This window comes from Microcystis protocystis FBCC-A270, from assembly GCF_050500235.1.
Taxonomy (GTDB): Bacteria; Cyanobacteriota; Cyanobacteriia; order Cyanobacteriales; family Microcystaceae; genus Microcystis; species Microcystis ichthyoblabe_A.
This window is the reverse complement of record NZ_CP191407.1, coordinates 270,691-295,882: the sequence shown is the minus strand read 5'-3', so window position 1 is coordinate 295,882 and position 25,192 is coordinate 270,691. Positions and strand designations below refer to the sequence as shown.

Annotated in this window: 27 protein-coding genes, 1 tRNA gene and 1 pseudogene; 13 read left to right on the top strand and 16 right to left on the bottom strand. The window is 42.6% G+C overall.

The window, feature by feature from the left end:
- Positions 1 to 12: 12 nt before the first annotated feature.
- Genes ACQY1X_RS01420 through ACQY1X_RS01410 form a run of 3 tightly spaced genes read right to left on the bottom strand, consistent with a single transcriptional unit; the run spans position 13 to position 3,577 of the window.
- On the bottom strand, positions 13 to 2,097 hold the full coding sequence (locus ACQY1X_RS01420) for a serine protease (protein WP_287744924.1): 2,085 nt from the start codon (positions 2,095 to 2,097) through the stop codon (positions 13 to 15).
- A 27-nt stretch (positions 2,098 to 2,124) separates the two neighbouring features.
- Complete coding sequence (locus ACQY1X_RS01415; protein ID WP_002751807.1) at positions 2,125 to 2,937, bottom strand: S1 family peptidase; 813 nt, start codon at positions 2,935 to 2,937, stop codon at positions 2,125 to 2,127.
- A 55-nt stretch (positions 2,938 to 2,992) separates the two neighbouring features.
- A complete protein-coding gene (locus ACQY1X_RS01410) occupies positions 2,993 to 3,577 on the bottom strand; it encodes a COP23 domain-containing protein (RefSeq protein WP_430015293.1) in 585 nt (194 codons plus the stop codon).
- Positions 3,578 to 4,298: 721 nt separating this feature from the next.
- On the opposite strand from ACQY1X_RS01410, the gene ACQY1X_RS01405 reads away from it, so the two are divergent.
- Positions 4,299 to 4,372: transfer RNA gene (locus tag ACQY1X_RS01405), tRNA-Asp, on the top strand.
- A gap of 84 nt (positions 4,373 to 4,456) precedes the next feature.
- On the opposite strand, the gene ACQY1X_RS01400 is transcribed toward ACQY1X_RS01405, so the two are convergent.
- The gene (locus tag ACQY1X_RS01400; protein ID WP_430015292.1) at positions 4,457 to 6,991 is read right to left on the bottom strand and encodes a glycogen/starch/alpha-glucan phosphorylase; all 2,535 of its coding nucleotides are present in this window, start codon (positions 6,989 to 6,991) and stop codon (positions 4,457 to 4,459) included.
- Positions 6,992 to 7,160: 169 nt separating this feature from the next.
- Here ACQY1X_RS01400 and hpnA point away from each other — a divergent pair, with 169 nt between their 5' ends.
- The gene (gene hpnA / locus ACQY1X_RS01395) at positions 7,161 to 8,147 is read left to right on the top strand and encodes a hopanoid-associated sugar epimerase (protein ID WP_430015291.1); all 987 of its coding nucleotides are present in this window, start codon (positions 7,161 to 7,163) and stop codon (positions 8,145 to 8,147) included.
- A 72-nt stretch (positions 8,148 to 8,219) separates the two neighbouring features.
- Here the strand turns inward: hpnA and crcB (ACQY1X_RS01390) are convergent, their stop codons facing one another.
- Together crcB (ACQY1X_RS01390) and crcB (ACQY1X_RS01385) are read right to left on the bottom strand one after the other, a co-directional pair.
- Positions 8,220 to 8,624: a fluoride efflux transporter CrcB gene (crcB, locus tag ACQY1X_RS01390; protein WP_002735948.1), complete on the bottom strand. Its 405-nt coding sequence runs from the start codon at positions 8,622 to 8,624 to the stop codon at positions 8,220 to 8,222.
- Between the two features lie 145 nt (positions 8,625 to 8,769).
- Positions 8,770 to 9,159: a fluoride efflux transporter CrcB gene (crcB, locus tag ACQY1X_RS01385; RefSeq protein ID WP_430015290.1), complete on the bottom strand. Its 390-nt coding sequence runs from the start codon at positions 9,157 to 9,159 to the stop codon at positions 8,770 to 8,772.
- Between the two features lie 124 nt (positions 9,160 to 9,283).
- Here crcB (ACQY1X_RS01385) and rsmA point away from each other — a divergent pair, with 124 nt between their 5' ends.
- Both rsmA and ispE read left to right on the top strand, forming a co-directional pair.
- Positions 9,284 to 10,090 (top strand): 16S rRNA (adenine(1518)-N(6)/adenine(1519)-N(6))-dimethyltransferase RsmA, encoded by an 807-nt coding sequence (gene rsmA, locus ACQY1X_RS01380; RefSeq protein WP_430015289.1) that lies wholly within the window; start codon positions 9,284 to 9,286, stop codon positions 10,088 to 10,090.
- Between the two features lie 17 nt (positions 10,091 to 10,107).
- Positions 10,108 to 11,049, top strand: a complete 942-nt coding sequence (ispE, locus tag ACQY1X_RS01375) for a 4-(cytidine 5'-diphospho)-2-C-methyl-D-erythritol kinase (protein WP_430015288.1) — start codon at positions 10,108 to 10,110, stop codon at positions 11,047 to 11,049.
- A 21-nt stretch (positions 11,050 to 11,070) separates the two neighbouring features.
- On the opposite strand, the gene ACQY1X_RS01370 is transcribed toward ispE, so the two are convergent.
- Genes ACQY1X_RS01370 through ACQY1X_RS01360 form a run of 3 tightly spaced genes read right to left on the bottom strand, consistent with a single transcriptional unit; the run spans position 11,071 to position 12,534 of the window.
- Positions 11,071 to 11,883: an urease accessory protein UreD gene (locus tag ACQY1X_RS01370; protein WP_430013815.1), complete on the bottom strand. Its 813-nt coding sequence runs from the start codon at positions 11,881 to 11,883 to the stop codon at positions 11,071 to 11,073.
- A complete protein-coding gene (locus ACQY1X_RS01365) occupies positions 11,883 to 12,407 on the bottom strand; it encodes a hypothetical protein (protein ID WP_002737570.1) in 525 nt (174 codons plus the stop codon). Before ACQY1X_RS01365 ends, ACQY1X_RS01370 begins: the two co-directional genes overlap by 1 nt.
- Positions 12,400 to 12,534 (bottom strand): hypothetical protein, encoded by a 135-nt coding sequence (locus tag ACQY1X_RS01360; RefSeq protein ID WP_002736832.1) that lies wholly within the window; start codon positions 12,532 to 12,534, stop codon positions 12,400 to 12,402. The genes ACQY1X_RS01365 and ACQY1X_RS01360 overlap by 8 nt, the downstream gene beginning before the upstream one ends.
- A gap of 135 nt (positions 12,535 to 12,669) precedes the next feature.
- Between ACQY1X_RS01360 and ACQY1X_RS01355 the strand changes: the two genes are divergently transcribed.
- Positions 12,670 to 12,969: a helix-turn-helix domain-containing protein gene (locus ACQY1X_RS01355; protein WP_223211029.1), complete on the top strand. Its 300-nt coding sequence runs from the start codon at positions 12,670 to 12,672 to the stop codon at positions 12,967 to 12,969.
- Positions 12,966 to 13,691, top strand: a complete 726-nt coding sequence (locus tag ACQY1X_RS01350; protein ID WP_016516842.1) for a hypothetical protein — start codon at positions 12,966 to 12,968, stop codon at positions 13,689 to 13,691. Before ACQY1X_RS01355 ends, ACQY1X_RS01350 begins: the two co-directional genes overlap by 4 nt.
- Before the next feature lies 1 nt (position 13,692).
- Here the strand turns inward: ACQY1X_RS01350 and ACQY1X_RS01345 are convergent, their stop codons facing one another.
- Complete coding sequence (locus ACQY1X_RS01345; RefSeq protein ID WP_016516841.1) at positions 13,693 to 14,856, bottom strand: DNA cytosine methyltransferase; 1,164 nt, start codon at positions 14,854 to 14,856, stop codon at positions 13,693 to 13,695.
- Positions 14,857 to 15,111: 255 nt separating this feature from the next.
- Between ACQY1X_RS01345 and gyrA the strand changes: the two genes are divergently transcribed.
- Positions 15,112 to 17,664, top strand: a complete 2,553-nt coding sequence (gyrA, locus tag ACQY1X_RS01340; protein ID WP_004162097.1) for a DNA gyrase subunit A — start codon at positions 15,112 to 15,114, stop codon at positions 17,662 to 17,664.
- 157 nt (positions 17,665 to 17,821) lie between these two features.
- Here the strand turns inward: gyrA and ACQY1X_RS01335 are convergent, their stop codons facing one another.
- Positions 17,822 to 18,352 carry a ComEA family DNA-binding protein gene (locus ACQY1X_RS01335; protein ID WP_430015287.1) on the bottom strand — a complete coding sequence of 177 codons (531 nt, stop codon included), beginning with the start codon at positions 18,350 to 18,352 and terminating at the stop codon, positions 17,822 to 17,824.
- Positions 18,352 to 18,747: an NINE protein gene (locus tag ACQY1X_RS01330; RefSeq protein ID WP_002759086.1), complete on the bottom strand. Its 396-nt coding sequence runs from the start codon at positions 18,745 to 18,747 to the stop codon at positions 18,352 to 18,354. Before ACQY1X_RS01330 ends, ACQY1X_RS01335 begins: the two co-directional genes overlap by 1 nt.
- A 201-nt stretch (positions 18,748 to 18,948) precedes the next feature.
- Here ACQY1X_RS01330 and asnS point away from each other — a divergent pair, with 201 nt between their 5' ends.
- Together asnS and ACQY1X_RS01320 are read left to right on the top strand one after the other, a co-directional pair.
- Positions 18,949 to 20,313 (top strand): asparagine--tRNA ligase, encoded by a 1,365-nt coding sequence (asnS, locus tag ACQY1X_RS01325; protein ID WP_430015286.1) that lies wholly within the window; start codon positions 18,949 to 18,951, stop codon positions 20,311 to 20,313.
- 344 nt (positions 20,314 to 20,657) lie between these two features.
- Complete coding sequence (locus tag ACQY1X_RS01320; RefSeq protein ID WP_430015285.1) at positions 20,658 to 21,251, top strand: hypothetical protein; 594 nt, start codon at positions 20,658 to 20,660, stop codon at positions 21,249 to 21,251.
- 638 nt (positions 21,252 to 21,889) lie between these two features.
- Here the strand turns inward: ACQY1X_RS01320 and ACQY1X_RS01315 are convergent.
- Positions 21,890 to 22,213, bottom strand: a complete 324-nt coding sequence (locus tag ACQY1X_RS01315; protein ID WP_430015284.1) for a Txe/YoeB family addiction module toxin — start codon at positions 22,211 to 22,213, stop codon at positions 21,890 to 21,892.
- The gene (locus ACQY1X_RS01310) at positions 22,203 to 22,487 is read right to left on the bottom strand and encodes a type II toxin-antitoxin system Phd/YefM family antitoxin (protein WP_430015283.1); all 285 of its coding nucleotides are present in this window, start codon (positions 22,485 to 22,487) and stop codon (positions 22,203 to 22,205) included. Before ACQY1X_RS01310 ends, ACQY1X_RS01315 begins: the two co-directional genes overlap by 11 nt.
- A 280-nt stretch (positions 22,488 to 22,767) precedes the next feature.
- Between ACQY1X_RS01310 and ACQY1X_RS01305 the strand changes: the two genes are divergently transcribed.
- The 3 genes from ACQY1X_RS01305 to ACQY1X_RS01295 all read left to right on the top strand — a co-directional run bounded on the left by ACQY1X_RS01305 (position 22,768) and on the right by ACQY1X_RS01295 (position 24,067).
- Entirely contained in the window at positions 22,768 to 23,112 is a 345-nt protein-coding gene (locus ACQY1X_RS01305) for a hypothetical protein (protein WP_430015282.1), read from the top strand.
- Positions 23,113 to 23,291: 179 nt separating this feature from the next.
- Complete coding sequence (locus ACQY1X_RS01300; RefSeq protein WP_271989625.1) at positions 23,292 to 23,708, top strand: hypothetical protein; 417 nt, start codon at positions 23,292 to 23,294, stop codon at positions 23,706 to 23,708.
- 5 nt (positions 23,709 to 23,713) lie between these two features.
- Positions 23,714 to 24,067, top strand: a complete 354-nt coding sequence (locus ACQY1X_RS01295) for a hypothetical protein (protein ID WP_036402756.1) — start codon at positions 23,714 to 23,716, stop codon at positions 24,065 to 24,067.
- 148 nt (positions 24,068 to 24,215) lie between these two features.
- Here the strand turns inward: ACQY1X_RS01295 and ACQY1X_RS01290 are convergent, their stop codons facing one another.
- Complete coding sequence (locus ACQY1X_RS01290; protein WP_194033361.1) at positions 24,216 to 24,503, bottom strand: BrnA antitoxin family protein; 288 nt, start codon at positions 24,501 to 24,503, stop codon at positions 24,216 to 24,218.
- Entirely contained in the window at positions 24,484 to 24,720 is a 237-nt protein-coding gene (locus ACQY1X_RS01285) for a BrnT family toxin (protein ID WP_230401244.1), read from the bottom strand. Before ACQY1X_RS01285 ends, ACQY1X_RS01290 begins: the two co-directional genes overlap by 20 nt.
- A 285-nt stretch (positions 24,721 to 25,005) precedes the next feature.
- Here ACQY1X_RS01285 and ACQY1X_RS01280 point away from each other — a divergent pair.
- Positions 25,006 to 25,080: pseudogene (locus ACQY1X_RS01280) on the top strand (PEP-CTERM sorting domain-containing protein); the annotation flags it as partial.
- Positions 25,081 to 25,192: the final 112 nt, after the last annotated feature.

Here is a 25,192-nt window from a genome sequence, read left to right as displayed (position 1 = left end):
TGAGAGAGAAATTTATACTCTTCCACCTAGAAGCTCATTAATTCTGTCAATCGCATCTTGGTAATCTTCTTTTCTATTTTGTTGTTTATAAAGTTCTGCTGCTTTTTTAAAATCTTCTAAGGCTTTTGGTTTTTCTCCGAGATCTCTATATGAAAGCCCGCGGTTGTAGTAAGCATTCGCCCAATCGGGAACCAGACGAATAACCTGAGTATAATCATTAATTGCTCCCCGATTATCTCCCAACTCACGATGAATCAAACCTCGCTCAAAGTACGCAATGCGATATTGAGGATCGTTGAGAATTGCTTGATTATAATCCTTGAGTGCTTCCTGATAAGCTTTAAACCGATTAGAATGAATCCAACCCCGAAGAAAATAGGCACGAGCATCTTTGGGGTTGAGGCTAATAGCTTGGTTCAGATCTTTAATAGCTTCTTGGTGTTCCCCTAATTCATCTCTAGCATCTGCCCGTTCTCTGTAGGCAGCTGCATATTTTGGGTTGCGCTTAATTGCTTCATTGTAATCGGATATTGACCCTTTATAATCTTTTAAGTAATAGCGGGCGTTTCCTCTGCCGAAATAGATACTCGCAGATCTAGGGACAGCAATATTCTCCTTAGTTAGAGTAACATCAAAATCTCCTCTATCTTTGCGTCTAAGCTTCAAGGTGACTTGAGTAACCGACTCACTGCTCATTTGATTAACAGTTAGTTCAACTAAATCTTCCGCACTTTTGTTCAGTGTTGATTTACCATTAATAGCTATAATTAAATCATCTAGAATCAAGCCTTGTTTGAAAGCAGGAGAGTTTTCAAAAATCTTGGTAATAATTAGCCCTTGACCAGATTCATGTCTCCGATATTGAAAACCCAAGCCAGAGTATTCTAAGAAGTTAAGGGCTTGAGTATAATCAGAGATCGCTCCTTGGTAGTCTTTTAAAGAATAGCGGGCATCGCCACGATTTTCGTAAGCCAGAAAAACATCAGGGTCGAGGCGAATTGCCTCAGTGTAATCCAAGATTGCTTTCTGATATTCCCCGAGTTCTGCATAGACAGTTCCTCGGTTGTTATAAGCTCCGCTGTATTCTGGATCGAGACGGATCGCATGGCTATAATCTTCGAGCGCACCTTGGTTATCTTCACTATAATCACGAGCTAAACCACGCCAAAAATAAGCTCTGGAGTTGTTCGGGTTCAGCTTGATAACTTCAGTCATATCCGCAATGGCTGCTTGATATTTGTTTTGCTCGATATATGCGATGCCTCTTTGTAAATAAGCATCAACATTGTTAGGTGAAATTTGCAAAACGCGATTGTAAGCTGCAATCGCTTCTTCATAGTTACCGCTATTGGCCTTAGATATTCCTAGAGTTAGTAAGTCTTCTGCAGTAGGCTGAAGAGCTACCGCAGGTGGCGATAGTACTGGATTATTCCGAGCCGCCAAAAAAGTTTTGATAGGAATTGCCAACCTCAAAGCTCTATCATCTGGTGACTCACGTAGCCCATTAATACCAATTAGAAAACCCTTTTCATCTAACAACGGACCCCCTGACATCCCAACAAAGATAGTATTATTAACAACTAAAGCATAACCTCCACCTTCTGGCGTAGAGCGTCGTTCTATAAAAGAGCCAACATTAAAACTGTATTCACGTTTTTCGGTTTTTGGTTGTTTAGCCGTCCAACCCGAAGCGTAAACTATTGCAGAACCTATGATTTTGTCAGAATCGCCTAACTTAGCAATTCTATAATTTTTATTACTCTCAAACTCCACTACTGCTAAGTCTAGCCCTGGTATTTCTTTTCTATTATAAATAGGATAACGATTTCCATCTGAGGTTTGAATTTCATATTGTCCTGCTTGAAATTCATTACTTTTGTCGTTATAGAAAACATGACGACAAGTTAAGACAAAATATTTGTTACCTTGTCGGTCAAAAATCACCCCAGAGCCAGTTCCTGCACCGTCAATTTTTACCGTAATTTCTTCAGCAATAACTTGAATCTCTTGAAGTGTCAACGCTATAGCAAGCTGAGGTTGCACTAGACAAACCACTGCCCCAATTAGTGCGACTGGAATTTGATAGGAAAATTTCATCATTATCATATTTCTTTTGAAGAATTACTACTGCTTGTGGGTTCTGAGTGCTGGAAGTCCTAACTGTTTGAAGGTTTCAATGGGGATTCCCCAACTATATTGGCTCATTTTCTTATGTTGATCTGGTGTTGCTTCAGAATTATCTGTAAATTCATAGGGAATATCCCAGAGAGGTTCTGCGTGCATTCCATTAATAGCAATAACTTCACCCCGATGATTGAATAGTGGCCCCCCGCTCATTCCTTTTTCAATTACATTAGTATAGCCAATTTGATAGCCACCTTTTAAGGGCTTACTTAGTATCTGCGTGACTTTCCCGCTGGTAAAAACAAAGCCAGTATTATAGTCTGTAATGGACGGTGAGATTGGCCTTGTAGATGATTCTACTGACAAGGGAAACCCTGCAGCAAACACCTCTTCTCCCACTATCGCAGGATCACCAAAAGACGCTACTTTATATACAACCTTAAAGCTACGAAACTGCAACAAAGCCAAATCATTACCCTTAAATGATACAGACTGGAATAAATTAGCTAAATAAACATGGCCATCTGAAGTCTGAATATGATATGGGGGAGTACCAGATCTCAGGACATGGGCATTAGTCAGAACTGTATAAACTGTTCCCTGCCGGTTTACTAGGAATCCCGACCCTATGACTTCTCTTGAGAGAATTCTGACTGTGATAGACTGAGCCTGTTTTGGCAATTGCTCCGATATTAAAGATAGCCCAGCCGCTTGCCAAGATAAACCCAAAAGAGAAATCTTTGAGTCTCTACTTGGAATAGACACCCCACCATTGAGCAACCCAAAAGGAATGAAGATCGATGAACTCCCCATACAAGCAACTACTATTACTGTCCACCACCGCATATTAGTTTGTTTTGTAATTCACTCACTGATCCCACAGGTCTGAATTTTGATCAAATGGCGAGGAAGAATTTGAAGGATTCACCCCTCCCAACAAACTGTTTACATCTAGGTAGAATTCGCCATTGACTTCGGAAATTTCGCTACCCCCACTTAGAAGGACGGGTTTACCTGAAGCAAGTCTGGCATTATCTTTGATCTGTTCTAAAATAATCTCAGGATTTGTCCCGCGTTTGAAAGTCACTAGCACTCCGTCTTTAAGACAAGGGCCGCCTTTAAAAGTGGCAACGCACAAGATAGGTTCCCCTCTGAGTGTTGACGCTTTAATAAACTTCAATGTACCATTGGAGTAAAATCTTTGGAATCTTTGAGATACAATTACACAACGCTGTTGAGGAGTATGAGGTGGAGGAAAAGAATCGTCTTGCCAACGAATTAGCTCAACATTACCCGCAAGTTCAGTGACAACAAAGGTTGCAGGTCCTCCTTCTCTGCTCATACTGCAAAAAAACTTCTGAGTTTGAGCAGAACTGGGCTGCCCACCAATAGCCAAAGCCCCAACAGCCAGCGTACTAGCCGCCATTAGTGAAGCGAACAAGTTAAGTTTCATAGAAACCTCCTTCTTAGTCTGTCCACAACTAGATTCTAGCTCAAAGTCTTTGCTGCGGGTGTTAGCCCAAGGACTTTTTTTGATAATTCTTTACATTTTTCCTGATTGACTTGATTGGGATTTTTTGGCTTTAACTAACGGCTCTTTTCGTTTCTGTGTGGAAGGAAGAAGAATAGGGATAATTTCTGACAGGGGGACAAGAAGGCTGAAATCGATATATCGTAAGCTTTTCATTGTTTTAGCTCGACAAAGTTTGCCGCACCATCTCTCACTTATTAATAATAATTCCTAGTAAGCTAGCCCCTATCCCTAGTTCTTTCGTTAGCTTTTTGCCTAGAATTGCTAGATCTATTTCTAGTGAGAGAAGCCATAAGCCTTTGTTGGCAAGGTTTCTAGCTCGCTTGTCCCCCTGTCAGGGATAATTTTCCAGAACTATAGTCTTCAAAGCCTTGCCTAGCAAGACTACTAGGAATGATCAGCACTGATTATCATACAAAGTCGAGAAGAGCCGCAAAAACTCGCATTGTGACCGTTTGAAGTATAGCAAATCCGTTTTTGATCGATAGTACGATTAACTCCCAATCCAACTTTCAAAACCCAGTTATCAATTGTTTCCCCCCTCTCCCCATCTCCTCTCTCCCCACTCCCTCAAAAAAAATTTTCCCAGAGATGCTTGACATAACCCTGATGATGAAGTTACAATTGGAATTGTCGCAAAAATGGGATTGTAGTTCAATTGGTTAGAGCACCGCCCTGTCACGGCGGAAGTTGCGGGTTCGAGCCCCGTCAATCCCGTAAAATCTAGATTAGAGTCGCTCAAGGCTGGTTATCCTGTGGGCAGTAGGATCGATGAAGACGTTCCCACTGCCTAGATTTGTTCTAATTTACCGATAAACCGGCATTAGCTTGAATATAATCGGGTAATTCAATCTTTACCGGTTGTACCCGCCAGATTTCCTCGCAGTATTCCCGAATCGATCGATCGCTAGAGAATTTCCCCATGCGGGCCACATTAAGAATTGCTAAACGACTCCAATGTTCTTGATCTTTATAGGCCCAACCGACTCCTTCCTGACAATCGATATAGGACTGATAATCGGCCAGTAACATATAGGGATCATTGTAGATAAGATTATCCACAAGCGGACGGAATAAACTACTATCACCCCGGCTAAAAAATCCCGAACCAATGAGGTCTAATACTGCCCGCAATTCTTCGTTATGGTAATAGTATTCTTGGGGATTATAACCGGCGGCTTTCTTAGCATAAACCTCCTCGGTTGTCAAGCCGAAAAGAAAGAAATTTTCCGCTCCCACCTCTTCACGAATTTCGATATTTGCCCCATCGAGAGTGCCGATAGTTAAGGACCCATTCATAGAGAATTTCATATTACCAGTTCCCGAAGCTTCTTTCCCGGCCGTGGAAATTTGTTCGGACAAGTCGGCAGCTGGATAAACCCGTTGACCGAAGGTGACATTATAATCGGGTAGGAAAACCACTTTTAACCGTCCTCCAATTGTCGGATCATTATCGATCACTTCTGCCACAGAATTAATCAATTTAATGATTAATTTCGCCATAAAATAACCCGGGGCTGCCTTACCACCGAAAATAAAGGTACGGGGGGTAATATCGAGATTGGGATTATTTTTGAGGCGATGATAGAGAGTGACGATATGTAAAACGTTGAGATGTTGCCGTTTATATTCGTGAATGCGTTTTACCTGCACATCAAAGAGGGTACTAGGATCAACTTTAATGCCGACTTTTTTAGCGATATAATTGGCTAAATCTGCCTTAATATCGTATTTAATTCGTCGCCAAGAGTCCCGAAATCCACCGTCATCCACATAGTTTTCTAAACCGCGTAAATCCTCCAGATGCTTAATCCAATTTTCGCCGATTTTTTCGGTAATCGCAAAAGTCAAGCGGGGATTACTAGAAACTATCCAGCGCCGGGGAGTAACTCCATTGGTTTTGTTGCTAAACTTTTCGGGAAAGAGTTCATAGAAATCGCGCAGAACATCTTTTTTCAGTAATTCTGTATGGAGGGCTGCCACCCCATTAATTGCCTGAGAACCCACACAGGCAAGGTGAGCCATACGGACGTATTTTTCGCCGCTTTCATCGATTATAGATAAACGGGACATTTTGCCGTCATCCTGGGGATAAATAATGCGAATTTTATCCAAGAAACGATGGTTAATTTCGTAGATAATTTCCATTAATCGCGGTAAAAGACGACCAAAAATACTCAAAGGCCATTTTTCTAAAGCTTCTGGCAAAAGAGTATGATTGGTATAGGCGAAGGTATTTTGAGTGATAAACCAAGCTTTATCCCAATCGAAATGATGCACGTCAATTAACAAGCGCATTAACTCGGCCACCCCAACGGAAGGATGAGTATCATTCAATTGTACCGACCATTTTTGATGAAAATTATCGAGACTGGGGTTCTCATGTAAGTGAATACGAATCATATCCTGTAGGGAACAGGAAACAAAGAAATATTGCTGTTCTAAACGTAGTTCTTTGCCTTGAATTGGTTCATCGTTAGGATAGAGAACTTTACTGATATTTTCCGAGTGAACTTTATTATCCACCGCACCATAATAATCGCCGCGATTAAAGCGTCCAAAATCAAAAGATTCACAAGCTTCTGACTTCCATAGACGCATGGTATTAGCGGTGTTAACTCGATAGCCGAGAATTGGGGTATCGTAGGGAATTCCTTTGACTACATAATCGGGAATCCAACGACTGCGATAATTACCATTTTCATCGGTATAGGATTCGGTATAACCGCCAAATTTTACCTCTACTCCCGCTTCCGGTCGGGCAATTTCCCAGGGATTTCCATACTGTAACCACTTATCGGTTATTTCCACCTGCCAACCGTCGTGAATTTCTTGATCAAAGATACCAAATTCGTAGCGAATACCGTAACCAATAGCTGGAATTTCTAGGGTAGAAAGGGAATCGAGATAACAGGCAGCTAAACGACCTAAACCACCATTTCCTAACCCTGGTTCTTCTTCTTGGGCAATTAATTCTTCTAGTTTTAATCCCGATTCGCTGACAGCTTTCTGGACCTGTTCGTAGATACCGAGATTAATTAAATTATTGGCCAAATGGGAACCGACTAAAAATTCGGCCGAGAGATAACAAACGGTTCTGACATCTTTTTTTAGATAGGTTTGTTGGGTGGTTAACCAACGCTGCAATAAACGATCGCGTATGGTATAAGCTAGGGCCATATAAAGATCGTTTTTGCTGGCTAATTCCGGTAATTTACCTTGAATATAGAGTAAATTATCCCTTAAAGCCCGTCGGATAGTTTCTGTGTCTAATCCTGTTCTGTCGTCTTCGATGATAATCGGACAAACAAAAGTTGACTCTGGAGATGGATTCATAGGAGCATTTTTACTGAAGATTTACTGCTCTTAGTCTAAGATAACCCGCCCTGAAATTGTATCAAGAAAAGCTTAAATCTTGACTAAGATTAAGGTATAGTAATGATGAAGTTAAGGTGATTAAATTTCAGTTACCGATAGGAAGCGAAAACAGGGGAAAGTTTGAGCAATGCGTGCTTTTGTGACGGGTGGAACAGGTTTTATCGGGGCGAATTTAGTGCGATTGCTTTTAGTCGAAGGCTACCAAGTGCGCGTCCTCGTCCGTCCCCACAGTAATCTCAGAAATTTGTGGGGTTTAGACGTGGAAATTGTCTGGGGTGATTTAAATGATGAGAACTTATTTAAATTAATGGTCGGATGCGAAGTTCTCTTTCATGTAGCGGCGCACTATTCTCTCTGGCAAAAGGATAGATATCAACTCTACCAAAACAATGTTTTAGGCACAAGAAATGTCCTGGAATCGGCGCATTTAGCGGGAATTACCAGAATAGTTTATACCAGTTCCGTGGCCGCTATTGGAGTGGGTAAAAAGGGTGAAAGTGTCGATGAAACTTATCAAAGTCCCGCCCATCAATTAGTGGGTTATTATAAAAAATCGAAGTATTGGGCAGAACAGGAGGCATTCAAAGCAGTACAAAGAGGACAGGATATCGTTATAGTTAATCCTAGTACGCCCATAGGAGCATTTGATATCAAGCCTACACCCACCAGCGACATTATTCTCCGTTTTTTGCGGCGAAAAATGCCCGCTTATGTGAATACGGGATTAAATCTAATTGATGTGCGCGATGTGGCCTGGGGACATTTATTAGCTTTAGAAAAGGGCAGAACTGGCGAAAGATATATTTTAGGTCATCAAAACACTTCTTTAAAAACTTTGTTGACAGAATTAGCCGAAATTACCAGCATAAATGCCCCGAAAATTGTTTTACCTTTTTGGATTCCTTTACTAATATCTTGGTTAGATGAAAAAGTTCTTCCTGTCCTCGGAAAATCCCCCTCTATACCCCTTGATGGCGTGAAAATGTCAAAACAGTCCATGTACTACGATTCCTCGAAGGCAGTGCAAGAACTAGGCTTACCCCAATCGCCGATTAGACAAGCTTTAGCTGATGCCGTCAATTGGTTTCAAACCAATGGAGACATTACTTATTAACACTGAGTAGGAAAGGAAAAAGATGGTCTCAATTGTGCTTAGATATTTATCTATTTTTGCGCCCTTAATAATTCATCTAGGAAAACCTGTTCTTGCTAAAATAACTCCAATTTTAAGCGCAATCATCCCCCCAAGAACACTGCCCAACCAGTAAATTAAACTGAAAGTCACGTTTCCCTGCTCTAAAAACTTGTTGACCTCCAAACTATAGGTGGAAAAAGTTGTATAGGAACCACAAAAACCCGTGGCAATCATCAATCCTAATTCTGGGGCAATTATGCGAATATTTTCCTTAACCATAGTAAAAATATAGGCAATAATTAAACAACCAGAAATATTGACAAAAAATGTCCCCAAAAATCCCCATTCTTGACCGAAAATACTGTCAATTAATTCTCCGATATAAAAACGACTCAAAGCCCCAAAAATAGCTCCAATCGCCACGAATAAACTATAACGTCCCCTGAAAAAATTCATGCTGTCTCTCCTGCCCTTCAATAGTCAATAAATTGGAGAATTAAGTAGCTGATTATAATTAAATTAAAAATGGATTTTAGGTTCGATCCCCCCTTAATCCCCCCTTGATAAGGGGGGCATCTGATAGTTTTTAACGCCTACCTACTTAACCTAGAAAAAATTGGGCAATAGCTGCCCCGATTCTCACGGCAATCAATCCGAAAATTATACTAGCAACGGCAAAAAAAAGACTGAGAAAATTTTGCTGATTGCGCCAGAGGATCAAGATATCTAAACTATAGGTAGAAAAGGTGGTATAAGCTCCTAAAAATCCCGTTCTAACCATTAAATCTAGTGCGTGGGAATAAAAGGGAAAACTGGGTAAAATAGCCCAAAAAAAGCCGATAGCTAGACAGCCAGTTAAATTAATAATAAAGGTTCCATAGGGAAAGCGCAAGCCGAATTTTGCTTTTGTCCATTCGGTAATATAATAACGAGATAACGCCCCCGGAACCGCTCCGGCTACAATTGCGAAAACATCGTTCACATCTGACATTGTATCTAATTTTTTTGCTATCTTTGCCTAGGCTCTATGATAATTGATGCGGTTATCGATCGCATGGCCCATATTTTCAGGGGTGTTATTGTCGAGAACAACCCTCTGATTTTAAAATAGAGGTATGAAAATTCAACCGCGTAAACGTTTTGGACAACATTGGTTAAAAGATGAATCGATACTCGATCGCATCATCGGCGCTGCTAATTTACAATCAGAGGATCGGGTATTAGAAATCGGTCCTGGTACAGGCATTTTAACCCGTCGTCTTCTCGATGGCGCTCAATTGGTTGTCGCTGTAGAAATTGATCGAGATCTATGGACAATTTTAAACAAAAAATTTGGCCAACAAGATAACTTTCATCTCATCCCGGGCGACTTTCTTAGCCTTAAACCGGAGCAACTGCCGCCGGTTAATAAAGTAGTGGCTAATATTCCCTATAATATCACCGGTCCGATCCTCGAAAAGCTGCTCGGTTCGATCGCCCATCCCTTCACCCCCCCTTACCAGAGTATTACCCTTTTGGTCCAGAAAGAAGTCGCCGAAAGATTAGTCGCTGTCCCCTCCACCAAAGCTTACAGCGCTCTCAGCGTCCGCATTCAATACCTTGCCGATTGTCAATGGATTTGTGACGTACCCCGGCGGGCCTTTTCCCCCTCTCCCCGGGTGGATTCGGCGGTAATTCAGCTTTTACCCCGTGTTTTGCCGAATAATGTCAGTAATGCGGCCTTTTTGTCCACTTTAGTTAGCCTTGGTTTTGCCAACCGGCGCAAAATGTTACGCAATAATCTAAAAAATTGTCTAGATAGCGATCGATTAATCCAAATCCTGACACAATTAGAAATTAATCCCCTCGCTCGTGCCGAAGATCTCACTTTATCGCAATGGATTGACTTGGCGGAAAAATTAGGTCAATTGCCAAAATTTTAGATTTTTTTTCTTGACAAATGCACAGTTATACCCTTCTAGCCCCCGCTAAAATTAATTTATATCTAGAAATCGTTGGCGATCGCCCTGATGGTTTCCACGAGTTAGTCATGGTGATGCAGACGGTGGCATTATGCGATCGCATCACTCTCCGGCCGAACGGATTGCAGGAATTCCGTCTCTTTTGCCATCATCCCCTCGTCCCCCAAGATAGCAGTAATCTCGCCCATCGGGCCGCCACTTTAATGGCGAAGGAATTCCCCCGCCTCTTTGCCAATTACGGCGGCATCGATATCACCATCGAGAAACATATTCCCGTGGCTGCCGGTTTAGCGGGGGGTTCCACCAACGCAGCGGCGGTGTTAGTCGGTATCGATTTAATCTGGGAATTAGGCTTAACCCGTCCGGAATTAGAAACTTTAGCGGCAAGATTGGGGTCCGATACTTCCTTTTGTGTGACAGGAGGAACGGTTATCTGTACGGGAAGGGGAGAAATTCTCGATCCGATCGCTCCTTTAACCGGATTATGGGTGATTTTAGCCAAATACGATCATTTATCCGTTCCTACACCCTGGGCCTACCAAAGCTATCGGCAAAAATTTCAGGATACCTATCTGTCTTCTCCAGAGGACTTTCATCACCGTCGTCAGCAGGTGAGTTCCGGGGCTTTGGTACAAGCGATCGCCCATAAACAACCAGCCGCTATCGGCAAATTTATCCATAATGACCTCGAAAAGGTGGTTTTACCGGAATTTCCCCTCGTAGCCGAGTTAAGACAGGTTCTAGGGGATTTAGGCGGCTTGGGAACGATGATGTCAGGCTCTGGCCCAACGGTTTTTACTCTCTGTTCATCTCAGGAAGTGGCGGAAACTATCGTTAAAGAGGCCCGGGAAATTCTCGTCGCTCCCGATCTACAATTTTGGATAGCCCCAATCACCGATACAGGCATTCAAGTGACTTGAGAAAATTAAAATTGACCGCCTTTACCAAGATAACCAAACTCGCGGAATAATTGCCTCTCGATCGCTCATTTCTCGCCTTAAAATTTGCCAAACCTGCTGAAACCATTGTCGCACTTCACCGCTAGAATTACCCCGATAACGACACAAAAGACCATCTCCTAAAGTGTTAGTAACTCCCATCTCCCCTTCTAGGGAAAAATCTCTCACTTTCTCAATTAAATTTCTGCCCACCGGTTGACCGATATAAACTAAAGTACCGATCAGGGCGCTATCATTTAAACCAGAAAATCCCTCGATCATTTTACCACCCAACAGGAAGGATCGATCGAGCCATAAAGGTTGTCCTGAGCGCCAAATTTCCCAATTAGAATGCCATTCTCCCGCTAAAAATTTCTCGCCTCGCGCACTGCGACCAAAACGGGTAATTTCCCATCCCAACCAACTGCTATTTTCCCCTAAATCCACTCGTAAATGTTGGCGAAATGCTGCACCATTAAAGATAATTGTTTCTTGGGGTAGCCATTCTAAACCGGCATTGTCATCGATTTTAATCTCGATTAATTGCTGTGCCATCTGACCATTACTCTGGTAAACTTTTCCAGCAGAAGCAGTGGTAATCAGGGCATTAGTAGCGGCTTGGAGATGAATTTTTTGTTGAAGAACATCACCCCCAACTATTCCCCCCGCAGTGTGTAAAATCACCGTGTGACAAAGGTTTTTTCCCTCGGGATAAAAAGGTCTTTGTACTTTTAAAGGGGCGGTAGCATAGACGTGATTAATCTGGGTTGCGAGATTTTTTTGCTTGTAAATTAGTTCTAGGTTTCCCTGCCACATTATTGCTCCTCAGTCATGGTTTCTAGAAATTGCCGATAATTTTCAGGACTAAGATTAATTTTAACTTCTATTTGCTGTTCTTTATCCCTGATCAGTAAAATATATTCACTTTCCGCTTTTTTGCCGACTAGGAGAGGATTTTTTAGCTCGAATTTTTTATAAACTAGATGGGGTTTCGTCACCCGAATAACTAAACTAGCTTGGGATTGAGGATAAATGTCTAATTGCTCCCGTTCCCGATCTAAAATTAATTGTTTAGGTGTCATGCTTCTTTCGTCAGCAAAAGTAGATTTATGCCAATAGAGGGTAATCCCGCGAATTTGGGGCATTTGGAGGCTAAACTTTTCATCAAAACCTTGCTGCTCCCAATTAATATCTTCCAGAGAGCCAGTATCGGGAATTAAACGCTGTTGCCAGAAGACTTCCTTAAGATTTAAATCTTGCCACCATTGGCTAATAATTTGGAAATTCTCCAGATTATCGGGGTGGGGATTGGCACTTTGCCAGAGGAGAGGATTAAGCATTTTGGGGGAATTTTTGGGCTGGGAAAATCAGGTTAATAGTTTTCGCTGGAGTTAAGGGATCATTAATCTCAATTATCATCGATTCTCGAGCTGCCGATCGGGCCATGGTATTAACTCTCGATCGCATTTTTATTTTATCCTAAATTATCGGGGGAAAAACTGCTAAAAAATCCGATTTTGTCCCCCTGTGAGCTGCCTTGACGATCTTTTGATTCTGATTAAGAGGCTGTTTGGTTGACGGGAGGAGAGGAAAATTATTCCTGTGACATATAGTCCGTGGACTTATCGTCCACTAAAGACGATTATAGACTTTATGGAAAAATCAAAAGCAGTAATTTTAAGGGCATTGGGGTTAATGATCCGAGAGCATAGAGCAGCTTTAGGCATATCACAAGAAGAACTAGGGCTACGTTGCCATCTTGATCGTACCTATATATCTGGACTAGAGCGAGGAGTAAGAAATCCTTCTCTTACCGCTCTTGTCACTCTGGCGAAGGGCTTAAACATAACTGTATCCCAATTACTGGAAAATTTAGAGATAGAAATAGAGAAACCGGAATGAGTTCTGATTTAGTAGAAGCTATAAAAGCAAAGTTTAAACAGGGTTCATCACAGTACAAAGTCTTCGAGTTATTATCAGATCGAGCTTGGCATTGTCGTACCTGTGAAGGAAAAAAAATAGCATCGGAGCAATATGCTGGTGGCGGTGGTATCCAAGGATTAGAGCGCGGAAATAGGAGCGGTCGCCAGGGGCTAGTAATAGAAACAAAACGAGAATACTGTCCAATTTGTCAGAAAACAACAACTTGGGATCGATGGACTGGAGAGATGCGAGCGGCGAATGCCTCTGCCAACATACCGCCTCAATTAGTGGCTAGAATTTTGGAGTTTTATCGATATAAAGATGTGATTGAAAACAGAATCAGACAGTCACATGAACTGGTTATTGACCATCGTTTTCCTATGGAACGTTGGGGGATAAGTGAACCAAGTCATGATGTCAATATGAGTGTAGCTGAGATGAGAAACAAGTTTCAGCTTCTCAAAAAAGATAGTGCGGGAAATCATAATTTATTAAAGTCAAGAAGTTGTGAAAAATGTATTAAAACTGGTAAGCGAGGAACACCAATGGATATCAGATTTTGGTATTCCGGTGGAGAGAACTGGCCGGAAAATATTCCTCAATCTGGAGCAGAAGCAGAACAGGGCTGTGTAGGTTGCGGTTGGTATGATTTTGAAACATGGCGTAATTCTCTTAATATCAAATTGACTGAAGAGCGGTGATTTATCTTGCCACCTCTCCAATATTTTTATTACCTGTAGCTATTAGATTTAAGTAGGGAATAAGAGCATAGCCAATACACTCTGCCAAACGTGGAGGTACGGCGTTTCCAATTTGCCACATCGCTTTTTTCATTGTTCCTTCAAAAATAAAGGAATCGGGAAAAGTTTGTAATCTAGCCATTTCTCTGGCTGAAATAACCCGATTTAAATAGGGATGGATATGAGTACCGCCATGATTTTCTTTAATTGTCATACTTGGCTTACCCCGATACTGTCGTTTGAAGGCATCAACATAAGTTTCATATAAGGAACCCCCGGGAGGAACTTGAGCTATTCTGGCCATATATTCGGGGGAGTGACGAGTCCATTCGTGATTGATACTGGGAAGAGGTTCATAAGCAGGTAAATCGCAGATGGCGGCTTCAATCGGTTGGTATTTCTCCGGTACTAATTGAGGACTTGGATAAGGATTTGGCAGCCCAAATCTATTAGCTATGAAAATAGCTCTTGGTCTTATTTGAGGAACGCCATAGGCGGCAGATTCAAGAATTGCTATTGAAATATTTCTATAGCCAATACTTTGAAAAGCTTCCAGAATATTTTGCTTAATTTCTCCTTTTTTTATTGTTAGAATACCGGGTACATTCTCCATGACAACGTACCAAGGCTGTATTTCAGAAACAAGGCGGATAAATTCTTGAAACAGATGATTCCGTGGATCATTAGCATCTCGTTTTCCAGCAACGGAAAATCCTTGACATGGTGGTCCGCCCACCACAAGATGAATGAATGGATTGCCAATTTTGGCCAACCATTCTTGAGTATTAAAATCATGTATATCACCACAAAAATGATGACAATTGGGAAAATTCTTTTGATGGGTTGCTGAGGCGATCGGGCTAATTTCTGCACTGGCTACAGGGTTAAAACCTGCTTGCAATAAACCTTGGGTGATACCACCCGCACCGGAGAATAGATCGATAAAATTATAGCTATTGAGAGGCTGAAGCGGAACGTTAACATCGACCAGGACTTGATAGGGATCACGCTTTACCGTTGCTAGTTCGCGCTGAATTCTTTCGTAACGACCTAACTTGGCTTTTTTCTGTTTGCTTACCGCCTGACTTGGTTGATTATCTGGAAATAATGATAATTGCAAATCCATTACTTTAAGAACAAATGGCCTATATGACAATATTGTGACAGATAGTCCACAGAGTGTCAAGATCGGGCCGGAATGAGGGAAGAGACTTTCGGCAAAAGTTTGAGTGCCGCCTCAAACCCCAAAAAAGAGGGATTTTATGGTAAAATAGTCGTACAAATGGGCATATTCTGCACATCAAAAGGGCAAAAGCCCGATTTTTAGCGAATTTAATCACAAAAACGCTTTTTTTGCCTTGTTATTGGAGTTAACCCCCCTATGACCGCCGCCCAGGATCATGTCGTCCCCACAGACTTAAGCAATGAAATGTCCCGTTCCTACCTAGAATACGCCATGAGCGTCATCGTTGGGCGCGCCTTGCCCGACGCTAGGGACGGACTGAAACCCGTACACCGGCGCATTCTTTATGCGATGTACGAACTAGGATTAACCCCCGATCGCCCCTTCCGGAAATGCGCTAGAGTCGTCGGGGAAGTATTAGGAAAATACCACCCCCACGGGGATACTGCTGTTTACGATGCTCTCGTCCGCATGGCCCAGGATTTCTCCATGCGCGATCCCCTGATTAACGGTCATGGTAACTTCGGATCGATCGATAACGATCCCCCGGCAGCCATGCGTTATACCGAGTGTCGTCTGCACACCCTGGCCACCAACGCCCTACTACAGGATATCGAGTCAGAAACCGTCGATTTTGCCGATAACTTCGATGGTTCCCAACAGGAACCCGTGGTTTTACCCTCTAGAGTCCCGCAACTGCTAATTAATGGCTCATCGGGTATCGCCGTCGGTATGGCCACCAATATCCCCCCCCACAACCTGGCCGAGATTATCGATGGAACCGTTGCCCTCATCCATAACCCCGATCTCACCGATACGGAATTACAGCGTTATATCCCGGGGCCGGACTTTCCCACCGGGGGGCATATCCTCGGTAGAGACGGTATTCAGGAAGCTTACACCACCGGCCGCGGTTCCATTACCCTGCGGGGAGTCGCCTCCTTTGAAACCATCGAACAAAGGGGAAGACCCGATCGAGATGCTATTATCATCACCGAACTGCCCTATCAAACCAATAAAGCGGCATTAATCGAAAAAATCGCCGATTTGGTCAATGATCGCAAAATAGACGGTATTTCCGATGTGCGGGACGAAAGCGATCGCGACGGCATCCGGGTGGTGATCGAACTGAAACGGGATGCCTATCCCCGCGTCGTCCTCAACAATCTTTATAAACAAACGCCCCTCCAGTCGAATTTTGGGGCGAATATGTTGGCATTAGTCGATAACGAACCGAGATTACTGACTTTAAGAGAGTTTCTCCGCGTTTTCCTCGATTTTCGGGTAGAAGTGATCACCCGTCGTACCCGTTATGAACTCCGCAAGGCCGAGGAAAGGGATCATATCCTTCAGGGTTTACTAATTGCCCTCGCTAGTCTCGATGCAGTCATTGCCCTGATTCGCAGTGCTGCCGACACAGCTAGTGCAAAAGAGGGATTAGTGCAGAATTTTGGTCTTTCAGAGGTGCAAGCGGACGCAATCCTACAAATGCAGCTGCGACGGTTAACCGCCCTAGAATCGGAGAAAATTCAGCAAGAACACGGGGAATTACTGACAAAAATCGGCGATCTTCAGGATATTTTAGCCAAAAAAGAACGGATCGACAGCATTATCGAGGAAGAACTGCAACAGATCAAAACGATTCACGCTACCCCCCGTCGCAGTCATATTGAACAACGGGAAGGAGAAATCGCCGAAACTGACCTGATTGCCAACGAACAGGCCTTAATTCTCGTCACCGAACAGGGTTACATCAAAAGAATGCCCGTTAATACCTTTGAGTCCCAAAATCGGGCAACAAGGGGCAAAGCTGGCGCGAAAATGAAAGAAGACGACGGCATCGATCACTTTATCACCTGCCGCGATCACGATAGCGTTCTCTTTTTCACCGATCGCGGGGTTGTCTATAGTCTCAATGCCTATCATATCCCCACCGGTTCCCGTACCGCTCGCGGCGTTCCCATCGTGCAACTGTTAGAGATTCCCAAAGGGGAGAAAATCACCTCGGTGGTGGCAGTCAGCGAGTTCAGCGAGGATAATTACCTGATTATGCTCACACAAAAGGGATTTATCAAGAAAACCGCCCTCGCTGCCTTTAGTAATATTCGATCAAACGGTTTAATCGCCATTTCTCTCGAAGACGGTGATCAACTGCGTTGGGTTCGCTTGGCTAAAGAGGAAGATAGCGTCATTATCGGTTCTCGTCAGGGGATGGCAATTCATTTTAAGGCCGATAGTCAACAATTGCGCTCCCTGGGAAGGGCAACTAAGGGCGTAAAATCGATGAAATTGCGCTCAGGTGACGAATTAATTAGTATGGACATTCTGCCTAGTCAAATTGTCGCCCAAATCGCTGAATCTAACCAAGAAGAAACCGAGGACGAAAGCGAAGAAATTAACCCCGAAGTGGCTAATAATGGCCCCTGGGTGTTAGCAATTACCATGGCAGGACTAGGAAAACGGGTTCCCGTTACCCTCCTACGTCTGCAAAATCGGGCGGGATTAGGAGTCAGAGTGATTAAATTCCGCAAAAAGAACGATAAATTAGCGGCTCTGCACGTTGTTAACCCCCACGAGGAATTTATGATTATCACCGAACGGGGCATTATCATCCGTCAATCCGTCGATGCTATTACTCCTCAATCGCGATCGGCCGGAGGCATCCGGGTACAAAAACTCGATGAGGACGATGCGATCGCTGCGGTAGCCCTAGTTCCCCCTAGTGATGCGGAGGAATCTGAAGACATTTAGATTTGCCCGGAAGTGGGGAAGTGGAGTGTGGGGTGTGGGGTGTCGGGTGTCGGGTGTGGGGTGTCGGAAGAATAAATAGAAATAATCTCCTATCTCCTGTCTCCTATCTCCTATCTCCTGACTCCTATCTCCTGTCTCCTTTCCTGAGTATTTGGGATTAAAACTGGAAAAAGTGCATTAATTGGGAGATTTCCTGAGCGTCTAGGGATAAACGCCCTTTAAAATCCACAATATTCTTAAATAATCCCTTTTCTTCCCTGTTTTTAATAATGGCAGCTGCCAAATTATCGCTGATTAGGGGCAGGGTGGTTAACTGCTCGATCGAGGCAGTGTTAGGATTGATTTTAGGGGGTGCGAGGTGACTTTCGGGACTATAATAGGCAAATTCTAGAATCGGTTCCCAAACTTTCAATCTAGCCACAGGAACACTCAAAGCAGCCGCTAGATCTTCAAGACAAAGCAATTCTACCCCCATACCCAGCAATTCCACCAACATTCGCGCTTGATGGATGGATATCCCTGGCAATCGCAGCCAATCATCCACACCCGCTTGACTGACATTAATTTTAATGCCCAATTGTGCCGCCATAGCGATCTCATCAAGGGAACGGAAGCGATAATAGGGATCATTGCTAATTTTGGCTTTTAAAGGGTTAAAAGTGCGTCCTAACCAGTTTTGCGGTGTCATTATAGTAGTTGTCGCCGTTTTTCTTCAAATTCGTACTCAGAAATTAATCCTTCTTGCCGGAGGCGCTCTAATTCCCTTAAAGCTGCCCCGATCGCCTCTACTTGTTTAGGCTCTAAACTGGGGACAGTGGCAGCAGCGGTGGCAGTGGGAAAATAGTTAGCCAAAAATTGGTTATCTTGGATTAAATACCACACCGCATCGATCGCGCAAGCCACCCGGGGAATCGGAGTTTGCCAAAGGAGAAGATAGATAATTCCCCAGAGAGGTTGACCGAGATAGAATTTATGAATACCGGCGATAGGAAAGGGTAAAGCGAGAATACTACCGATAAAAGCCAGAAAAATCGCTAATTTACGGCTTTTGGGCTTACTTAATAATTTTTCCACCAGAAGCATGACACCTGTTCGAGATTGATTTTAGCCTGATCTGAACCTTCTATCCTAAAATACTCTTTGGTTCTAAGTAGGGAGACACAATTATTTGTAGGATGGGTTAGCGGTAGCGTAACATAATCTGGCGTTGGGTTTCATGCTTCAACCCAACCTACGTTCATCTTATATTTAATTCCACTCAGCCACTTAACATAGGGATAAGCAATGACTAGCAGAATCAAGGAAATCTTTCAAACAGGACAACCGGATCAATCCGTCACCGTGCAGGGTTGGGTGAGAACAAAACGAGAATTAAAAGAATTTACTTTCCTGGAAGTTAATGATGGCTCATCCCTGGCCAACTTACAAGTTATCCTCGAACCGACTTTACCCGATTATGATAATGTACTAAAAACAATTAGTACAGGAACAGCGATCGCTGTTTCGGGAAATTTGGTTCTTTCCCCGGGTAAAGGGCAAAATATCGAGTTAAAAGCGGCCGAAATCACCCTTTATGGTGACTGTCCTGCGGATTATCCCCTACAAAAGAAACGTCATTCCTTTGAATTTCTGAGAACTATTGCCCATCTGCGAGCAAGAACCAACACCCTAGGAGCAGTAATGCGGGTTAGAAACGCTTGCGCTACCGCTATCCACACTTTTTTCCAAGAAAAGGGCTTTATTTGGGTACATACTCCCATTATTACCGCTAACGACTGCGAAGGTGCGGGAGAATTATTTACAGTCACCAGTTTAGATTTAAAAAAACCCGCCAATTTTGCCGAGGATTTCTTCGGTAAACGGGCCTATTTAACCGTCAGTGGACAATTACAAGCGGAAGTAATGGCCATGGCTTTATCTAATGTTTACACTTTTGGCCCGACTTTTCGCGCCGAAAATTCTAATACTTCCCGTCATCTGGCCGAGTTTTGGATGGTGGAACCGGAAATGGCTTTTTGTGACTTGGAAGGAGATCAGGATTTAGCGGAAGCTTTTCTGAAATATATCTTTAAATTCGTCTTGGAAAATTGTCCCGAAGATTTGCAGTTTTTTAACGAACGTATCGATAAAACGGTGTTAAGTACGGCCGAAAATATCGTTAATAGTGAGTTTGGCCGGATTACCTACAGCGAAGCGATCGAGTTATTAGAAAAAGCCGATCGTCAGTTCGAGTTTCCGGTAGAATGGGGCGTAGATCTACAGTCAGAACACGAACGTTATCTAGCGGAGGAACTATTTAAAAAACCCGTGATTGTCACTAATTATCCCAAGACAATCAAAGCTTTTTATATGCGTCTAGATGACAGTAATAAAACCGTTTCCGCTATGGATATTTTAGCGCCCAAGATCGGCGAAATTATCGGCGGTTCCCAACGGGAAGAACGATTAGATGTATTAATCCAAAGAATGCAGGAACAGGGAATGAATCCCGATGATTTGTGGTGGTATTTAGACCTGCGTCGCTACGGTTCCGTTCCCCACGCCGGTTTTGGTTTAGGATTCGAGCGTCTGGTACAATTCATGACGGGAATGACCAATATTCGCGATGTGATTCCTTTCCCCCGCACCCCTTTAAGTGCCGACTTTTAGAATGATGTCTAGGATCGACGGGAGAAAAGTTGTAATCCTCCAGCTTTCAGCGCTAATTTGCTTGGTCTTTTGAGACTTGTACAACTTTATTGTACAAGTCCAAGCTCTTGAACTCCCCAAAAACCCCAAAATCTGAAGAGAGAGCAATGTAAATTTTTATTAAATTGTAGCTTTTAATACAGTTGTGGGGGGGGGTAGTGTGTATTGTCTTACTATCCGCCTTCTGTACTGGGTTAAGTTGTTGCTTCACCTAGCTGCGAGAGGGCAATCACACAGTTAGGCCTTTATGGGGCGGACTTTCGCTTTCGCCACAGCCCTTTTTTCAAAGATAGTGAGGTCATCAAATGTACATTCGACTCCCTTTAATTGCTTTAGATTCTAGTGAAGACGGCGTTAGTGTGGATTCCTACGGCCAAGGACAACTTACCGGTGTTACCTACACTGTTCCCGCACATGGTGATATCAACGTGGATTTTGAGCTTCACCTGCTATGCGTTACGCCAGCCGATATCACAAATCTCGATAATTTGGTGAAGTCACTTCTGGATGCATCAAAACAGGGTTCATATAGTGATTTAGCCAAAACAGACGTTAGTGGTGGTCTGAGTTTTTTTGATTTTCTTTCGGGTGGTGTTAAATCTTCATACAGCGAGACCAAACGCAATATGGAAAAGTGGGGGCTTAGCCCTAAAAACCAGGGTGTTATCATTCAGAAGATGATGGAAATTGCCATGACAACGAATGACTTTTCCTACAAGGGTGAAATAAAAAATACCGACTATGATTATTCTGTAACTGGTAATCTTTTTGGTATTGTCATGGATTGCACAATTAAACAAGGCTCCACAACGCATCAAATTCGCGCTTTGGCCCCTAAACCTCATCTACAAGATCCGAATAGTGGAGCAACACTACCGACTGTGGGAAAACTTTATTAGGTTCTTCGGTTTGGGCGTTGTCAGATCAGAATATGAAAGATGCAATGCAATCCTTGCTATCAAAGTAATTTCAGTTCCAAGCTGATTCGGAGCATCTTTCAATTTGACAACGCCTCGGTTTGTCTTATGCAATGGACGGGGTTACAAGGAATTAAACTCTTATAGAGAAAGACATTTGGCGATTTTTGTTAATTGTTTTCGATCTAGAGCGAACTAATCAATTAAATCTCTTGCCAGATAAGGATTTAGTCCATTTATGCCCCCCTATCGAACCATACCAAGTAACGAAGAACCATAGAAAATCCGCTTCAACAACTTCGAGACAGAGGTGAACGCAAAGACGAATCCGACAGACCGCGCCACAATAACTCAAGGAAGACGATAGTTCCTCTGAGAAGGGGTAAAGCAGCGGAAAACACCTGAGACTCCCTGCTCTGTCAACCCCTAAGCTAGGGAGAGAAATGTAAATATTTATTAAAATGTAGCTTTTGATACAGTTATGGGGGGGAGTGTGTATCCTTCTGCTATCTCCCTTTGGTCTTGGGTTGGGCTATCGCTTAACCCAAGCTGCGAGGGCGAACGTACTACGTTCTTTGTCTCCTTTCTCCTGTAACAGTTCTTAATGGGTTTGTCTGAGTTTAGCCTGATTGATAATGATAGCGAGCTTGTAAAAAATAAACCTTATTTCCTGTGACTTTATAAACCAAACGATGCTCTAAATCGATCCGTCGTGACCAAGTATCGGCAGCAATATACTTAAGAGGTTCGGGTTTACCCAATCCTGTAAACGGATCGCCATCCAAAATATCTGCCAATAAGTCTAAGATTTTATCGCCTTTTTTCGGTTCGTTCCGATACCACCAAGCTAAATCTGCTTTGAAATCAGGACTAAAAACGGGCAAATAACCATGAATAGAATTGTTTTGAGGTTTATCTGGCTTATTTTCTCTTTTAGGAGTCAATTCCTAACTCCCCTTTCAATTCAGCTAATGTTTGAGGAGTTGCATCTTCTGTCTGGGTCCATGCTAAAGAGCGAAATAAGCGTTGGGCATTTTCTGGCGATCGCAATAAATAAACACACTCTAATAAACTGGAAAGCTCATCTTCAGCAATTAAGGCCACATTTTTCTGATTGCGACGCTTAATGACGATAATTTGAGATTCGTCACACACCTGATCTAAGAGACTCGCTAAATTCATTCTCGCCTGAGAGTAGGTGGTTTCTTTGCTTAACATGATTTTTAGGGGAGACTTGTACAACCTTATTGTACAATTCCAAGCTCTTGAACTCCCCAAAAACCCCAAAATCTGAAGGGAGAGGAATGCAAAGATTTATTAAATTGTAGCTTTTGATACAGTTGTTGGGGGGGAATGTGTATTGTTTTGCTATTCGCCTTTGCTGTTGGGTTAGGCTGTCGCTTGACCTGACTGCGAGAGAGTGCGATCGCACTGCTCAGTGCGGTAGAAGTAATGCTTGAGTAAAACCCACAAAAATCAACAGGAGGATTCTTGTCAAATGGGCTGGAAAGATAATCTTGCGGAACGGCTTGCAAAGCTTGCTAAAGAGCATGGTAAACAAATTGTTGATGGAGTTAGTAGTCTCTCTGTCGATGCTATAGTTAACAAAATTGGTTCTATACCTGGAGCAGTTTGGGATTTATGTAATCCATCTGATTTTACTGATCAGGAGAAACTAGAGGTTGAAAAGCTTTTATCTAAGTACGGACTTAAAGTTAGTCTTACAAATTTAACCGACGAAGGCAAAGTTTACCTGAAGTTAAATCAATTTTTAGACGAACTTTCTGAAGATGAGAGAGCTAATTTTCTTGAGGATTTAGCTAGTGTTTTAGACACATTTTAATTCAGCCTAAATCTGGTTAATACAATCCCAATCCACCGAAAAAGAAACCATAAAAGTAGGCTAAATTACCTCTAAAAATACCATAAATGCCCCTTCAATCAATCTTGAGGGGGTTTTATTGTATAATTGAGGGATGAGTAAACTAGATCAACTTACGCAATCTTGAGCTATAATCGGCAATGAGGTCGAATCCGAACAACGATCAGAAAAAACTCCTGATTGCTGAACTTAAAAAAGCAGCAATCAAACATACCCCAGAAAATATTATCATAATTACTCAAGATCCTAGCGGGAAAATTGTTTTTCTAGAAACAGGAAAAGGAGGAGAGAGAGGTTCTGGATTACTGCATATTCTAGAAAATCATCGAGAAGATTTCCTCCAGAGAGGTATTACCGAAGAACAAATTCCTGATTTAATTATAACAGCTATTAGTGAGGGGACAATTATTGGCATACAAGGAAAAAGTCGCATAATTTATAAAGTAGAAATCAATAGAATTATTCAGTATGTTTCTCTAGAAATTAGTCATAATGGTTACTTAGTGAGTGCTAATCCAACTCCAACTCGATTAATTAACAAACTTATTCAGGAATGATAGTTATGGCAATCAGAATCAAACTTTGGGCAGATTATGGAAGTTACCCACTTTGGGGAGTAGATGAAATTGATAACATTGCTCCTGAAGAATTACCATTAAGTCAAGCAACTATTCAGCGTTTAAACGCATGGCAGGATACTTACGATAAGACTTTAAATCAAGACTATCCACCTTTATCAGATTTTCCTAATCAGCAAGCTGAAATGGATTTTAAACAAGAAGGAATTAGTTTATGGAAACAGTTACGTCTTGAACTGGCCCCGGATTATGAAGTTTTCTACCAAAATGAAGGTCAATTGTTCAGACATCCTAAGGAAATAACCACAAAATCTACAGTACAAAAAATAACAGTTTGAGTATCATCACCCTCGGCACTCTCGGCGCAGGTGCAACCCTTAAGCGCCAACTAAAACCCTCTAAATCCACTGAAAAAGCAACCACAAAAGTAAGCTAAATTGCCTCTAAAAATACCATAAATGCCCCTTCAATCAATCTTGAGGGGGTTTATTTTTTTGCCCGTGTTTCCACATATTCTCGCAGGACGCGATTAATACTGGTCTGATACCCCTCCTCTTGTGTGGCCTGGGTTTTGAACCAGTCTATCAGGTCAGCATCAAGGCTTAGAGTGATCTGCTGTTTGAGCGGACGACAAAATACACCACGCCGCGCCCTGCTCCAATCTCCCGTAGCCTCTGGGATCAGATCTGTGCGGATAGGCTCTTGTGATGCGGCTAGAGCGTCAATTTCAGCCTGTATCTCTAGCGGTACTGGATTAGAATCTCCCTTCTTCATAAGCCCTCCTTTCATGGGCTGTTGCCCTGCGTGCGCTAATAATTCGTCCCGTTTCCTCTCCTGTCACTGAATTAGACTCTGGCCCAGTATGCACCACAAACACAGTCAGTTTACCGATCAGTCCGATAGTCTGCCAGCGTTCTTCCTCTGGGTATGGATCAGGACGGCTGACAGCGAGAGGATCGGCAAAAACATATTGAGCGGCTTCAAAGCTCAAGCCGTGATTGCGCCTGTTTGTCCGATTTTTGTTGTCGTCCCATGTCCACTTCAATTTTACTCTCCAAATGTAGCTACATTATGGTTACTACATTAATTTTTATCAACATTGTATTTGCGCTAACGCAATCGCAATAAAATTTACCCCTGTCGGGATGATAACATTATCCAGATATAATGCCAGTATCACTACCGATTTAGCAGCAAGAGCAAGCTAAACAAATTACTCATCATCAAAAGATAACAGTTTGAGCGGTATGTGTTAATTATTATCCCTTTCGGCTCCGGCGCAGCTTCAACCCTCAAACGCAAACTAAAACCCTGCCAATTCATCGAAAAAGAAACCACAAAAGTCGGCTAAATTGCCTCTAAAAATACCATCAATGCCCCTTAAATCAATCTTGAGGTGGTTTATTTTTTCCTTTCGCTTATTAAACAACTATCACCTCGTTGCTAGGATCTTCCTGGCAAGG

Bases quoted from the DNA above. Each gene is read 5' to 3' on its own strand.
- ACQY1X_RS01420 (WP_287744924.1), bottom strand. From the start codon at position 2,097: ATGAAATTTTCCTATCAAATTCCAGTCGCACTAATTGGGGCAGTGGTT.
- ACQY1X_RS01415 (WP_002751807.1), bottom strand. From the start codon at position 2,937: ATGGGGAGTTCATCGATCTTCATTCCTTTTGGGTTGCTCAATGGTGGG.
- ACQY1X_RS01410 (WP_430015293.1), bottom strand. From the start codon at position 3,577: ATGAAACTTAACTTGTTCGCTTCACTAATGGCGGCTAGTACGCTGGCT.
- ACQY1X_RS01400 (WP_430015292.1), bottom strand. From the start codon at position 6,991: ATGAATCCATCTCCAGAGTCAACTTTTGTTTGTCCGATTATCATCGAA.
- hpnA (WP_430015291.1), top strand. From the start codon at position 7,161: ATGCGTGCTTTTGTGACGGGTGGAACAGGTTTTATCGGGGCGAATTTA.
- crcB (WP_002735948.1), bottom strand. From the start codon at position 8,624: ATGAATTTTTTCAGGGGACGTTATAGTTTATTCGTGGCGATTGGAGCT.
- crcB (WP_430015290.1), bottom strand. From the start codon at position 9,159: ATGTCAGATGTGAACGATGTTTTCGCAATTGTAGCCGGAGCGGTTCCG.
- rsmA (WP_430015289.1), top strand. From the start codon at position 9,284: ATGAAAATTCAACCGCGTAAACGTTTTGGACAACATTGGTTAAAAGAT.
- ispE (WP_430015288.1), top strand. From the start codon at position 10,108: ATGCACAGTTATACCCTTCTAGCCCCCGCTAAAATTAATTTATATCTA.
- ACQY1X_RS01370 (WP_430013815.1), bottom strand. From the start codon at position 11,883: ATGTGGCAGGGAAACCTAGAACTAATTTACAAGCAAAAAAATCTCGCA.
- ACQY1X_RS01365 (WP_002737570.1), bottom strand. From the start codon at position 12,407: ATGCTTAATCCTCTCCTCTGGCAAAGTGCCAATCCCCACCCCGATAAT.
- ACQY1X_RS01360 (WP_002736832.1), bottom strand. From the start codon at position 12,534: ATGCGATCGAGAGTTAATACCATGGCCCGATCGGCAGCTCGAGAATCG.
- ACQY1X_RS01350 (WP_016516842.1), top strand. From the start codon at position 12,966: ATGAGTTCTGATTTAGTAGAAGCTATAAAAGCAAAGTTTAAACAGGGT.
- ACQY1X_RS01345 (WP_016516841.1), bottom strand. From the start codon at position 14,856: ATGGATTTGCAATTATCATTATTTCCAGATAATCAACCAAGTCAGGCG.
- gyrA (WP_004162097.1), top strand. From the start codon at position 15,112: ATGACCGCCGCCCAGGATCATGTCGTCCCCACAGACTTAAGCAATGAA.
- ACQY1X_RS01335 (WP_430015287.1), bottom strand. From the start codon at position 18,352: ATGACACCGCAAAACTGGTTAGGACGCACTTTTAACCCTTTAAAAGCC.
- ACQY1X_RS01330 (WP_002759086.1), bottom strand. From the start codon at position 18,747: ATGCTTCTGGTGGAAAAATTATTAAGTAAGCCCAAAAGCCGTAAATTA.
- asnS (WP_430015286.1), top strand. From the start codon at position 18,949: ATGACTAGCAGAATCAAGGAAATCTTTCAAACAGGACAACCGGATCAA.
- ACQY1X_RS01320 (WP_430015285.1), top strand. From the start codon at position 20,658: ATGTACATTCGACTCCCTTTAATTGCTTTAGATTCTAGTGAAGACGGC.
- ACQY1X_RS01310 (WP_430015283.1), bottom strand. From the start codon at position 22,487: ATGTTAAGCAAAGAAACCACCTACTCTCAGGCGAGAATGAATTTAGCG.
- ACQY1X_RS01305 (WP_430015282.1), top strand. From the start codon at position 22,768: ATGGGCTGGAAAGATAATCTTGCGGAACGGCTTGCAAAGCTTGCTAAA.
- ACQY1X_RS01300 (WP_271989625.1), top strand. From the start codon at position 23,292: ATGAGGTCGAATCCGAACAACGATCAGAAAAAACTCCTGATTGCTGAA.
- ACQY1X_RS01295 (WP_036402756.1), top strand. From the start codon at position 23,714: ATGGCAATCAGAATCAAACTTTGGGCAGATTATGGAAGTTACCCACTT.
- ACQY1X_RS01290 (WP_194033361.1), bottom strand. From the start codon at position 24,503: ATGAAGAAGGGAGATTCTAATCCAGTACCGCTAGAGATACAGGCTGAA.